Origin of the sequence: Paracoccus sp. PAR01, assembly GCF_014851995.1 — a bacterium.
Classification (GTDB): Bacteria; Pseudomonadota; Alphaproteobacteria; order Rhodobacterales; family Rhodobacteraceae; genus Paracoccus; species Paracoccus litorisediminis.
Map to the genome: position 1 here is coordinate 76,308 of NZ_JACVAW010000016.1, position 12,084 is coordinate 88,391.

The following is a 12,084-nucleotide window of genomic DNA, read 5'->3' on the forward strand; positions in this document are numbered from 1 at the left end:
GATCCCCGCCGCCATGCGAAAACCCGCAATCTTCGCCGCCTACGCGGTCCTGACGCTGCCCTTGCAGGCCGAGCCGAACCGCGTGACCTTTCCTCCGCTGGAGCAGCTAGAGCATTACACCACCGTCACCCGCGGCGATGTGACCGAGCATATGCTGACCAGCCGCGCGGCAATCGAGGCGGTGAAGCGCGGTGAGCCGATCCCCTTCGGCACCCATGTCGTTCTGGTCGATCACCGCGACGGTCAGGTTTACCGCTATTTCGTGATGCAGAACGGCGAGGGCTGGGGCGCGGATGATCCCGAAGGCCGTACCGCCGATTGGCAGTTCCAGTGGTTCTGGCCAGACCGCTCGATCAACATGGATGAGACCACATCCCGCTGCCAGTCCTGCCACCAGTCGCGCGCGGATCGCGAGTATCTTTTCACCTATAACGATCTGCGGCGGTTCGAATGAGCAGGCCCACCCGCCGCAACCCGCTACTGACCCGGCTTCTGCCGGACGCGGTTGCGCTTGCGCTGCTACTGGTCTGCATGGGCTATTGGTGGCTTGGCAATCTTGCCCATGAGGTGACCGGCACCGCGTTTCTGCTTCTGGTCGGACGCCATGTGATCCTGAACCGGCGCTGGTTTGGCATGATCGGGCGCGGGCGTTATGACGCGGCGCGGCTGGTCCGGTTGGGCCTGAACCTGCTCATTGCCATCACCATGCTGATCCTGCTGGCCACCAGCGTCATGATTTCGGAAACGCTGCGTGGCATCCTGAAGCTGCCCGGCATCTTTACCTTGCGCGAAATCCACTGGCTCGCCGCCTATTGGCTTGTGGTGATTGTCGGGCTGCATATAGGTCTGCATTGGCACATCGTCTTGGCGATGGCGCGGACCCGGCTGCCATTCCTGCAAACCCGCGTCATCGCCGGTGCAGGTTGGGGATTTGCCATTCTGGTGGCCGGTCTGGGCCTGAACAGCTCCTTCGTAATGGGTTTGGGCACAAGACTGGGCTTCGACTACAGCCTGACCATGTGGGATTTTAGCGAATCCACGCTGCCCTATTTCGGCCATTGGCTTGCGATCACAACGCTTTACGCGGTGCTGGCGCATACGGCGGTCAGGCTTCTGGCGCGGCACCGTTCCCGCTTTCCCATCCCAAAGGAGACCGTTCATGACCGATGATACCCTGCCGAATATCAAGCGCCGCAGCCTGATGATGGTGGCGGGCGCGCTTGCGGCCATTCCCCTGACCCGCGCCGCGCAGGCACAGACTGGAACGGAGGCAAAGCCCGCGGCGTCCCCCAGACGCCGCCATCTGGGCGCGCTCGAAGTTTCCTGCATCGGCCTTGGCGTGCAGAACATGAGCCGGACCTATCAGCGCACGATCCCCTATCGCCCCGAGATGCACAATATCATCCGCTCGGCCCATGACCGGGGCGTGACCTTCTTTGACGCGGCCGAAGCCTACGGCCCGCATGAGGTCGAACGCATTCTGGGCGAAGGGATCGCCGGTTTCCGCGATGACATTGTGATCGCGACGAAATTCGGCTGGAATATCGACCAGCAGACCGGCGCCCGGCTGCCGGGGCTGAACAGCAAGCCCGAGCATATCAAGCTTGTGGTCGAAGGTATGCTCTCGCGGCTTCAGACCGACCGGATCGATCTGCTGTATCAGCACCGCGTCGATCCCGAGGTTCCGATCGAGGATGTCGCGGGCGCGGTCAAGGACCTGATCGCCCAAGGCAAGGTGCTGCATTGGGGCCTATGCGAGATGGGTCTGAACACCCTGCGCCGCGCCCATGCCGAACTGCCCGTCAGCGCCGTGCAAAGCGAATATTCGATGCTGTGGCGGGGACCCGAAGCCGCAGTGCTTGCCACATGCGAGGAACTGGGCATCGGCTTCGTCCCATGGAGCCCGCTGGGCGTCGGCTTCCTTGCCGGGGCAATCGACGCGGCGACCAGTTTCGCCCAAGGCGATATCCGTGGCATCGAGGGGCGCTTCACCCCCGAGAACCTGCCGCATAACCTTGCTTTGGTGGAGCTTCTGGTCACATGGGCCGCACGCAAGAATGCCGCCCCCGGTCAGATCGCCCTTGCTTGGCTTCTGGCGCAAAAGCCATGGATCGTGCCGATCCCGGGCACGACGCAGATGGCGCATATGGTGCAGAATGTCGGGGCCGCCGATATCAGTTTCACGGCTGCGGAACTGTCGGAACTTGACACTGCTTTGCGCACAATCGAGGTTCGGGGCGCGCGATTGCCCGATGCCGTTCAGGTCTTCTCGGATGTCGAAGCACCCGAGCGCGGCTGACCTGCGTGGCTATGCCCTTAGCGCTCCGCTCACGGTGATGGCGCAGGCCCCGCCGATCGTGATCAGACCGCCTTCCGGCACGCGGACCTGAATAAGACCGTTGCGTCCGACCCGGGCCCCTTGCGTTGCGGCATAGGCATGTCCGTGGCCGATATCGCCGCCTCGCAGCCTGTATGCCGCGACGGCACCGTTTCCGCTGCCGCAGAACGGATCTTCGTTCACGCCGCAAGACGGGGCGAAAGACCGGACCTCGATTTCGGCCGGGCCGCCCTCGCATTCCTGCACGATGCGGCCATTCGTCGGCGTGACCATGCCCGCCTTGAGCAGCGCGAAGGCGCTTCCCAAGGTCGGATGGCCTGCGAAGGGCAATTCACTGCGGGACGTGAAGATGTGCAGGCGATAGTCGGCCTAGTGTGGGTTCAAAGAACCTGCCGCAGCATCGCGGCGGATGCCATGCCAATCATCACGGTCGGCAGCATGGGCAGGCGCAGCGCGGCGATGACAGTGATGATCAGCGCCAGCATATCTGCGGGCCGCCCCGTGGCGAAATGCGGGGCGATCACGGCGATCAGGACACAGCCCGGCGCCGCCTCCATCGTGGCCAGAAGGCGCGGCGACAGGGTGCGGCCGCGCAGAAGGGCATAGCCTCCGATCCGCGTCGTGACCGTCACGGTCGCCATGCCGATGATGATGATGAGCGTCCACGGATCGATCATGTCCGGCCCGCCATCAACCACGACAGGCCCAGCCCGGTCAGCGCCCCCAGCGGCACATACCACGCGCCGGGAAGGGCCAGATAGGCCGCGATCGCGACGGCCAGACTGGCAAGCCATGGCAATGCCTTCACCACGCCCGGCCACATGCCACGCAACAGGACCAGAAACACCGCCGGGAAGGCGAGGTCCGCGCCATATTGCTCGATATCGCCCAGAAGCGGGCCCGCCAGCGCGCCCAGCGTCGAGAATGCCATCCAGCCAAGATACAGGGTCACGGCCTGACCGAAATAGAACGGCAGGCTGAAGAACCGATGCTTGCGCGCATCCGCAAGGCCCAAAGCCCAGCTTTCATCGCACATCAGCACCAGCACGGCATAGGCCTTCCAGCGGGGAAGCCCGGCCAGATGCGGCGTCAGCGCCGCCCCCATCAGCAGATGCCGGCTGTTCACAAGGAAGGTAATGGCCACGATCAGCAAAAGCGGCGGCACGGCCTGCCACAAACCGATGGCCGCGAATTCGGAGCCTCCGGCAAAGTTCAGGCCGGTCATCAATGACACTTCGGATGCGGTCAGGCCTTTCTGCGAGGCGAGGGCACCAAAGGCCAAAGCCACGGGGACAAGGCCGAACAGGATCGGCGTCACCGCGCGAATGCCCCGCTGTATCTCGGAGTTTTGGGCCGAGCTGGCCTGTTCGGTAATGAATGTCATGATGGTAGTCGTCCGCAATATGTGTTGGCGGAACATAGTCAATGTGCTGCGCAATCGGGTTGCGAAGATGGTGGTTATCGAAGAGTATTTGGCATCAGGTGCTAAAATCAGGCCATATCGTGAAATCGGAAACCTATGATCTGGATGAGACGGATCGGCGCATTCTTCGTGCGCTTCAGCGCAATGGCCGGATGCAGAATGTCGAACTGGCGCAAGAGGTTGGGCTGTCGCCCTCACCCTGCCTTCGGCGGGTGAAGATGCTCGAGGAGTCAGGTGTGATCACACACTATGTTGCTGTGGTCGACCCGGCGAAGATCGGCAGGAAACAGGTGCTGTTCTGTCGCATCTGGCTGACCAGTCAAGATGAGGACACGATCGAGCATTTCGTGCGCGAGGTCGTTCGCTTTCCAGAGGTGGTCGAGTGCTATCTGATGCTTGGGGATTGCGACATCATGGTCCGTGTCGTCGCCGCCGACATCGAGGATTATCGCCGGTTCCAGTCGGAACATCTGAGCCGTATCAAGGGCGTGCAGAACGTCAAGACCGACGTGCCGAGCCAGATGGTGAAGCGGTCCTTTGCGATGCCGGTATAACGCGATGGCGGTCGTCCTTATCCCAGGCTTCATGCTGGATCGTGATCTTTGGCACGATGTGGAGCCCGCGCTTGCCGGGTTTGGCCCGCTGATCCATTCCGACCCGACACAGGGAGCGTCGATCGCGGATATGGCTCGGAACACGCTTGGCATGGCCCCGGCCCGCTTTGCGCTGATCGGGTTTTCGATGGGGGGATATGTCGCGCGCGAGATGGTTTACCTCGCGCCGGACCGCGTAACGCATCTGGTGCTGATCGCCACCTCCGCCCGCGGGGACGATCAGGTGCAGCAGCGACGCAAGGCGGCTGTAGCAGGAGCGGACCCAGCGCTGTTCCGCGGCCTGAGCCGTGCGTCGATACGCCAATCGGTGCATCCCGACCGCGAGCAGGACGCCGACCTCATCGATCGGATACATAAGATGAGCGTGCGGTTGGGCGGCGAGACGTTCCGGCGGCAGGCTTTGTTCCAAAGACAGGGTGATGCAGCGCGCCTTGCGGAAATCAGGTGCCCCACGCTGATCGTCGCAGGCCGCGAGGACCGTCTGCGTTCACTTGACGAAGCCGAAGAATTGCATCGGGGCGTTGCGGGATCTCAAATCGAGATGCTGGAGGCTGGCCATATGATCCCCATGGAGGCGCCGCAGGATTTGAGCGACAGGTTGGCAAGGTTCCTCAGCGACTGACGCGGTTCGTCCGTAGCGGACTTGGCCTTGTGCTCGACATGCGAGCCGGAGCAGTCGACCAGTTCCGGCCATTGTCACCTGTGATCGCCGTGTGGCCGACTATCTTCGCTGCAAGGCCTGCGACCTTCAGCAGCAACCTCGGGCACGAAGATCGACCCTGTCGGACGATTGACCGAACGCTTTGACAAAACCGTAACGAACTCGTCCCATGCAAGGTAGACACGGGGCGCGGATCCCAAATCAGCGAGGACATCATGTCACGAACCAGTCTTGAACTCAGATCGACGATCACGCCCGAAGGCGTGCTGCGGATCAATCTTGAACGCGTATCCGTGCCCGAACCTGCCGCGGGTCAGTTGCTGGTTCAGGTCGAAGCAGCGCCAATCAATCCCTCGGATCTGGGCCTTCTGTTCGGCCCGGCTGATATCGCCTCGCTCAAGGCCGAGGGGACCGCTGATGACCCGGTCCTGTCTGCCACGGTGTCGCCGCAGGGTCTTGCAATGGTGCAGGCGCGGCTGGGGCAATCCATGCCGGTCGGAAACGAAGGGTCGGGCACGGTGATCGCAGCGGGTCCGGATCTTCAGCACCTGATCGGCAAGCGCGTCGCCATGATCGGCGGGGCCATGTATGCCGAGTTGCGCCTGATCTCGCCCGAGGCCTGCATCGTGCTGCCGGATGGAGCCAGCGCGGCCGAGGGGGCCTCGCTTTTCGTCAACCCTCTGACCGCGCTTGGATTTGTTGAGACGATGCGTGCCGAGGGGCACAAGGCGATCATTCATGTGCCCGCCGCCTCGAATCTTGGGCAAATGCTGGTCCGGATCTGCAAGGATGATGGGATCGAGCTGGTCAATATCGTCCGCAGCCCTCAGCAGGCCGACTTGCTGCGGGGTATCGGTGCCACCCATGTCATCGACAGCAGCGCCGAGGATTTCCGCGAAAAACTGGAAGAAGCCATCGCCGAGACCGGGGCGACATTGGCATTCGACGCGATCGGCGGCGGCGAAATGACCAGCACCATCCTGAACGCGATGGAGGCGGTCGCTGTCCGGAAAATGACCGCCTATGACCGCTACGGCTCCGCAGCTAAGAAGCAGGTCTATATCTATGGCGCGCTTGATACCGGTCCGACGACGCTGAGGCGGGGTTTCGGATTTAGCTGGGGCATTGGCGGCTGGCTGCTGTTCCACTTCCTGCAGCGCACAGATCCGGCGGTCACTCAGAACATGCGCGAACGTGTGACAAGCGAGATGACCACGACATTCGCAAGTCATTACACCGCGACGATCAGTCTGGCCGACGCCTTGAAGCCCGAGATCGCAGCGGCTTATCAGCGCAAATCCACCGGTGCTAAATATCTGATCGTTCCGTGAACGCGGGCTCGGCTGCCCTGACACCCACCTGCGTCCACGGCTGCATATTACCCCCATCGAAGCCCGCTGGCTCCGATGGGGATTGGTCTTGGGTCACGCCGTAAGCGCCTGTGCAACCACGTCGCCGAGCGGGGTCGTCGGACGACCGATCAGCGCCGAGAGTGTCCGGCCTTCGTCATAAAGCGCGCCTTGCGAGGCCGCGACATCCCAACTGGCGATAGCTTGCGCGATCCCCTCGGGCAGGCCGACCTTGGCCAGGATCGCCGCATAATCCGCCTCGGGCAGATCGGTATAGGGGATGTCCTTGCCGGTCTGGCGCGAGATTTCGGCGGCCAGATCGGCAAGGGTGTAGCTTTCATCCCCCGACAATTCATAGACCTTCCCGTCATGACCTTCGCCGGTCACGACCTCGACCGCCGCTTGCGCATAATCCGCCCGCGCCGCCGATGAGATGCGCCCGTTGCCGGCGCTGCCGATAAAGGCGCCATTGGCCAGCGCTGCGGGGATCGAACCGGTGTAATTCTCAGTATACCAGCCATTGCGCAGGATGGTGTGGGACAGACCCGACTGTTTCAGCGCGACCTCGGTCTCGACATGTTCGGGGGCAAGGCTGAGCGTCGACGTATCGGCACGCAGCAGGCTGGTATAGACGATGCGCGATACGCCCGCCGCCTGCGCGGCCCGGATGACGTTGCGATGCTGTTCCGCGCGCTGGCCAAGCTCGCTCGACGAGATGAGCAGTAGCGTATCGACCCCTTGCAGCGCCGTCTCGATGGTCGCGACCGAACCGTAATCCGCCTCGCGGACGGTCACGCCCAGATCGGCGGCCTTCGCCGCGCTGCGGGCCAGCGCCACGATGTTCGACGGCGCAAGCTTTTGTTTCAGCGCGGCGATGACGAGGCGGCCAAGCTGGCCGGTCGATCCTGTGACTGCGATGGTCATCTGTTTGTCCTTTCGATTTCGATGACTCGCATGTAGACAGGCTGCTTACCAATCGTAAGTACGCACGTTTCTGTAAGTATGGAGATCGCCGTGACCCTGTCCGAAAAATTCCGCCGTGGCGATCTGATGTCGGCGGCCTGCCCCTCGCGCGAGGTGCTCAAGCACATGACCAGCCGGTGGGGCGTTCTGGTGCTGATTGCGCTGGAAGGCGACAGCTATCGCTTCAGCCAGTTGCGGCGGGCGATCGGCGGCGTCAGCGAAAGGATGCTGGCCCAGACCCTGCAATGGCTGGAGGCAGACGGCCTGGTCCTGCGGACGGCTTATGACGTGGTGCCTCCGCATGTCGAATACCGGCTGACGCCCCTCGGCGTCGAGGCGGCAGAACGTGTCAGGCTTCTGGCGGATTGGATCGAAACGAACCTGCCACGCATTGCCGAGAACTGGCAGGGTTCGGGCGAGTAGGCATTAAAAGATCGCCCACGCCTCGATCCGCTCGTGCAGTCATGGCGAGTGCGATCATTCGTCTGCCGACCGACCATATCAGCCCAGCGATACCCCGTAGCTCGCAGTGGCGCTTCAGGCTATTCTGAAGCCCTTGGGATGGAGCATGCAGCATGGCGAAACTCGTCGTCGCGTTGAACCAGTCATTGGACGGCTATGTCGACCACGAGCCTTTTGCGCCGGATGCCGTTCTTTTCCGTCACTGGGTCGAGTTCGTGCGCGGCCTGACCGGCAGCCTGTACGGTCGCCGCATGTATGAAGTGATGCGCTATTGGGACGAGGATCATCCCGAATGGACCCCGAATCTGCGCGATTTCGCGGCGGCATGGCGCAGCCAGCCCAAATGGGTCGTGTCACGCTCGTTGAAATCGGTCGGTCCCAACGCCACGCTTGTCGCGGATGATCTTGAGGCGGCGATACGCGGGCTGAAGGCTGAACTGACTGGCGAGATCCAGGTCGGTGGACCAGAGCTGGCGCAAAGCCTGACTGATCTGGGGCTTGTGGATGAATATCGCCTTTATCTTCATCCCGTCGTGCTGGGGGGCGGTAAGCCGTTCTTTTCTGCTGCCCGGCCACCGCTTCGCCTTGTGGCCAGCGATTTGATCACCGATCAGGTGATCCGACTGACCTATATTCCCGCCTGATGACGCTGCGAAGCGCGCACGAGCGTCCCTCTACAGCGCACCTTCCATCAGCAGGTATCCCGGCATCCAGCCGGTAAGCACCCCGACAAGGACGGTAATGCAGCCGACCGGACGGGATATCGGCAAGCGCAAGGTCAGAAGCGTGAAATACAGGAACCACAGCAGCGCCCAGGCCAGCCAATTCGCCGCCATCCAGAATTCGGCCCCTGTGCTGGCAGCCAGAAAGCCGCGGGCCGCAACCGGCACTGCCGTTATGGCGACGAACAGGCTGAACCAACCCAATCCCCGACCATCCGCACCGGATAGCCTATTCCACGCGACCCAAAGGTAGGTCGTACAGAACAACAGCGACAAACCAGCATTGCGGATCGACGCAGCGTTCGCTTCGTCGCCGAACGCGTCATGCAGGACCACCGCGCCCGAGACCGATGCCGTCACCAGATTGATGATGACGATCTCGCGCCCGTCGATCTTGCCCAGCAACCAAAGGCCATTGATGACCAGAACGGCCCCGACATAAAATAGAACGAAACCGGTCAGCATGAATCCCTGTGCCCTCCGCCTGCACGGTCAGGTGGGAGTATCCGCAGCGGGACGCCGCGACTATCGCGCGGTTCCAACAAACAGCATTCCGAAAATCAGGGGAATCGACCACGAACATCTGTGACGTGGACCACGTCCATGGCTTTGGACGACACCTGCAAAGGCCCGCGCGTGACAAGTGCCAGCGCCTGATCCTAGTTCAGTCGGGCTCAAACAGTGCTGTCAGGCGCGGTTCAACGGATGCGGAAAATCTGCGCAATAATTAATTGACCGACCGATCGGTTGACGATACGCCTTGTCTGCGGCGCGGGAGGCGCCGATTCCAGGAGGAAAATATGGTCCGGTCTTTGACTCGGCTTGGGCGCATGCTGCGCTCGGCCAGCTTGCCTGTGCTATTTGCATTCCCTGCTCTGGCCGACAGTTCGGTCGAGATTATTCGCGACAATTGGGGCGTACCGCATGTCTATGCGGATGACGTTTTCGGCCTTTACGCTGGCTTCGGCTACAGCGTGGCCCAGGATCGTCTGTTTCAGATGGAAATGGCGCGCCGCTCGGTCTTGGGTCAGGTCTCCGAGGTCTTGGGCGCCGAGCAACTGCCCTTCGACATCGAAACACGCGCGATGTTCGATCACGCCTCGATCCGCCGCCAGATCGAGGCGCTCAGCCCGGACGAACGCGACATCCTGCGTGGCTACGCAGCGGGCTATAACCGCTGGCTTGAGCAGGTATTGACCAAGCCCGACGCCCTGATGCCCAAGCAGTTCAAGGAATTCGGCTTTGATCCGGCACCTTGGACGGAATTCGACGTGGCAATGATCTATGTCGGAACCATGGCCGGGCGCTTCTCGGGCTACAGCTCGGAACTTGGCAATGCCAAGACGCTGGCCGCGCTTGAAGCGCAGCTGGGTCCTGATCAAGCGATCAAGATTTTCGACCAGATCTTCTGGAATGAAGATCCCTTGGCCCCCACGACCGTACCTGACGGTGAACAATATCAGCAGAAGGCTGCTGTCGATCTGCCCCGTCCCGGTCGGTTTGCTGGCCTTCTGGATGCGGGCAAGCTGCCCGGCGATGATGAACGCCCTCGTGCCAGCAATCTCTGGATTGCAGGTCCGGAAAAGACCACGGATGGCAGCACGATCCTGATCAATGGCCCGCAATTCGGGAATTTCAACCCGGCCTATGTCTTCAGCATCGGGTTGCATGGCGCAGGATTCGATCTGACCGGCAATACCCCCTTTGCCGTTCCCAATGTCCTGTTCGGGACGAATGGCGCCATTGCCTGGGGCGCGACCGCCGGGCCGCGCGATGTAAACGACTACTACCGTCTGGAACTGAACCCCGAGAACCCGCAGCAATACCGCAAGGGGGACGGCTGGGCCGAAATGCGTGCGCGTCCCGAAACGTTCCGCGTCAAGGGGCAGCCGGATGTCACGACGATGGTTTGGGAAAGCAGCTACGGCACGGTTGGTCAGATCGATGCCAAGGACGGAACGGCCTATGCGTTCAAGCGGTCGTGGGATGGCAAGGAAATCTCGACATTGATGGCTTGGGTCAACTCGACCAAGGCACAAAGCTATGCCGAATGGCTGGCGCAGGCTGAAAAGGTCGCGACAACGATCAACTGGTACTATGCCGACCGCGACGGCAATATCGGCTATGTCTCGCCCGGCGATGTGCCCCTGCGCGCCAAGGGCCATGACACGCGGCTGCCGGCGCAACCGGGCAAGGACGATTGGCTGGGCATCCGTCCCTTTGCCGAGGCCCCCAAGGTCTATAATCCGGAGCAAGGCTGGATCGCGAATTGGAACAACCGCTCGGGCAAGGGTGACAGTTCTGATTTCGAGGGGACGCCTTGGGGTTCGGCGGATCGCGCCGTCGAGATCTTTTCGCGGCTGGATGCCAAGGAAAAGCTGACCCCGGAAGAGGTCTGGAACATCAATCGCGAAATCAGTTTTCTTGATATCAATGCCCGCTATTTCGTGCCGGTGATCCTTGCCGCTGCGGAAAACCTCGACCCGAAAAGCCCGCGTGCCGAACTGGTCGAGATATTGCGGAACTGGGACGGACAGCAGATCCGTGCCGACGATGGCCGCGCAACATCCCCGGCAGTCGGACTGTTCCAGACATGGCTGGATATCATGGTTCAGGACGTGCTGATCGATGACGGTGCCGCCATCCCTGCGGCGATTCAGTACAATCGCATCTCGCGTCCGGCTCAGCTTCTGAACAACGCGCTTCTGGCCGAGAAGTCCGGCGTCCCGCAGACCCATGATTTCTTCAACGGCGTCGATGCGGCGGGGCGGAACGAAATTATCCTCGCTGCGCTGGATAAGGCCGCCGAGAAGTTGACCAAGCAGTTCGGCAGCAAGACCCCCGTAGATTGGCGGATCGAGATTAAGCAGCATGTATTCGAGACGCAGAACTATCTGGGTATTCCGCAGGCGGGCGAAACCGAAACGCTGTCCGTCGGGACGGCAATGAACCGCGGCACCGAGAATAACCGGGTCACGTTCCGTCACGGGCAGGTCGAGTTCTGCGCGGTCACTCCACCAGGCCAGAGTGGCTTCATCGACCCGGATGGCAAGGCTTCGCCGCATTATCGGGACCAGTTGCAGCTGTATCAGGACTTCGATTGCCGGGTGCAGGCGCTGACCCGTGATGACGTCGAGGCAGCCGCCGTCTCACGCGAAACGATCAGCATCGCACGCTGAAGATAAGCGGGCCGCCCTGACGGGGCGGCCCTACACATGTCGCCAGAAGGCGGCGTTCTCGGAGCCGGTGATCCGCGATCATGTCGACCGAGGGCCATGCCGGCGGATGTGGTGATAGTGGCGGACAGGTCTTGGCTGACGGCCGAGTTTTCCACCTCGCGATCATCCGCCCGCTGCCATCGCAGGGATGAGGAAATTATCCGCCAAAAGTGGGGATGAATTTTCAGTTATTGGCGCTATGATGCAATCATCAGCGCGGTAACAGATCCGGTCCCGGTGGTCCCAGGGAATCGCGCAGGCGCGATTATTCACGTGCGGTCAGGGGCAAGGCTGGCTTGGAGGCGCAGCAAATATCGAAAGACCGATATGGCAA

General features: G+C 61.8%; 14 protein-coding genes. 9 read left to right on the plus strand and 5 right to left on the minus strand.

Features of this window, described 5'->3' with window-relative positions; all coding sequences use genetic code 11:
* The first annotated feature begins 13 nt into the window (after positions 1–13).
* Genes IB235_RS19030 through IB235_RS19040 form a run of 3 tightly spaced genes read left to right on the plus strand, consistent with a single transcriptional unit; the run spans position 14 to position 2,299 of the window.
* A complete protein-coding gene (locus IB235_RS19030; protein WP_192338052.1) occupies positions 14–454 on the plus strand; it encodes a cytochrome P460 family protein in 441 nt (146 codons plus the stop codon).
* Positions 451–1,170 carry a DUF4405 domain-containing protein gene (locus IB235_RS19035; RefSeq protein ID WP_192338053.1) on the plus strand — a complete coding sequence of 240 codons (720 nt, stop codon included), beginning with the start codon at positions 451–453 and terminating at the stop codon, positions 1,168–1,170. Before IB235_RS19030 ends, IB235_RS19035 begins: the two co-directional genes overlap by 4 nt.
* Positions 1,160–2,299, plus strand: coding sequence for an aldo/keto reductase (locus IB235_RS19040; protein ID WP_192338054.1), 1,140 nt, complete (start codon positions 1,160–1,162; stop codon positions 2,297–2,299). The genes IB235_RS19035 and IB235_RS19040 overlap by 11 nt, the downstream gene beginning before the upstream one ends.
* Before the next feature lie 9 nt (positions 2,300–2,308).
* Here the strand turns inward: IB235_RS19040 and IB235_RS19045 are convergent, their stop codons facing one another.
* From IB235_RS19045 to IB235_RS19055, 3 genes are read right to left on the minus strand one after another with little or no spacing between them, the layout of a single operon-like run.
* Positions 2,309–2,695 (minus strand): PhzF family phenazine biosynthesis protein, encoded by a 387-nt coding sequence (locus tag IB235_RS19045; protein WP_192338065.1) that lies wholly within the window; start codon positions 2,693–2,695, stop codon positions 2,309–2,311.
* A 23-nt stretch (positions 2,696–2,718) separates the two neighbouring features.
* Entirely contained in the window at positions 2,719–3,015 is a 297-nt protein-coding gene (locus IB235_RS19050; RefSeq protein ID WP_192338055.1) for an AzlD family protein, read from the minus strand.
* On the minus strand, positions 3,012–3,722 hold the full coding sequence (locus tag IB235_RS19055) for an AzlC family ABC transporter permease (protein ID WP_192338056.1): 711 nt from the start codon (positions 3,720–3,722) through the stop codon (positions 3,012–3,014). The genes IB235_RS19050 and IB235_RS19055 overlap by 4 nt, the downstream gene beginning before the upstream one ends.
* A 41-nt stretch (positions 3,723–3,763) precedes the next feature.
* On the opposite strand from IB235_RS19055, the gene IB235_RS19060 reads away from it, so the two are divergent.
* The 3 genes from IB235_RS19060 (at position 3,764) to IB235_RS19070 (ending at position 6,367) form a co-directional block, all read left to right on the plus strand.
* On the plus strand, positions 3,764–4,315 hold the full coding sequence (locus IB235_RS19060; RefSeq protein ID WP_192338057.1) for an Lrp/AsnC family transcriptional regulator: 552 nt from the start codon (positions 3,764–3,766) through the stop codon (positions 4,313–4,315).
* A 4-nt stretch (positions 4,316–4,319) separates the two neighbouring features.
* Positions 4,320–4,997 (plus strand): alpha/beta fold hydrolase, encoded by a 678-nt coding sequence (locus IB235_RS19065; RefSeq protein WP_192338058.1) that lies wholly within the window; start codon positions 4,320–4,322, stop codon positions 4,995–4,997.
* Positions 4,998–5,251: 254 nt separating this feature from the next.
* Positions 5,252–6,367 (plus strand): zinc-binding dehydrogenase, encoded by a 1,116-nt coding sequence (locus IB235_RS19070; RefSeq protein WP_192338059.1) that lies wholly within the window; start codon positions 5,252–5,254, stop codon positions 6,365–6,367.
* A 93-nt stretch (positions 6,368–6,460) separates the two neighbouring features.
* On the opposite strand, the gene IB235_RS19075 is transcribed toward IB235_RS19070, so the two are convergent.
* Entirely contained in the window at positions 6,461–7,309 is an 849-nt protein-coding gene (locus IB235_RS19075; RefSeq protein ID WP_192338060.1) for an SDR family oxidoreductase, read from the minus strand.
* A gap of 126 nt (positions 7,310–7,435) precedes the next feature.
* Between IB235_RS19075 and IB235_RS19080 the strand changes: the two genes are divergently transcribed.
* Both IB235_RS19080 and IB235_RS19085 read left to right on the plus strand, forming a co-directional pair.
* On the plus strand, positions 7,436–7,771 hold the full coding sequence (locus IB235_RS19080) for a helix-turn-helix domain-containing protein (protein WP_225612483.1): 336 nt from the start codon (positions 7,436–7,438) through the stop codon (positions 7,769–7,771).
* A 152-nt stretch (positions 7,772–7,923) separates the two neighbouring features.
* Positions 7,924–8,454 (plus strand): dihydrofolate reductase family protein, encoded by a 531-nt coding sequence (locus IB235_RS19085; protein WP_192338062.1) that lies wholly within the window; start codon positions 7,924–7,926, stop codon positions 8,452–8,454.
* Between the two features lie 30 nt (positions 8,455–8,484).
* Here the strand turns inward: IB235_RS19085 and IB235_RS19090 are convergent, their stop codons facing one another.
* Entirely contained in the window at positions 8,485–8,997 is a 513-nt protein-coding gene (locus IB235_RS19090) for an AmiS/UreI family transporter (RefSeq protein ID WP_155041557.1), read from the minus strand.
* A 335-nt stretch (positions 8,998–9,332) separates the two neighbouring features.
* On the opposite strand from IB235_RS19090, the gene IB235_RS19095 reads away from it, so the two are divergent.
* A complete protein-coding gene (locus IB235_RS19095; RefSeq protein ID WP_192338063.1) occupies positions 9,333–11,711 on the plus strand; it encodes a penicillin acylase family protein in 2,379 nt (792 codons plus the stop codon).
* Positions 11,712–12,084: the final 373 nt, after the last annotated feature.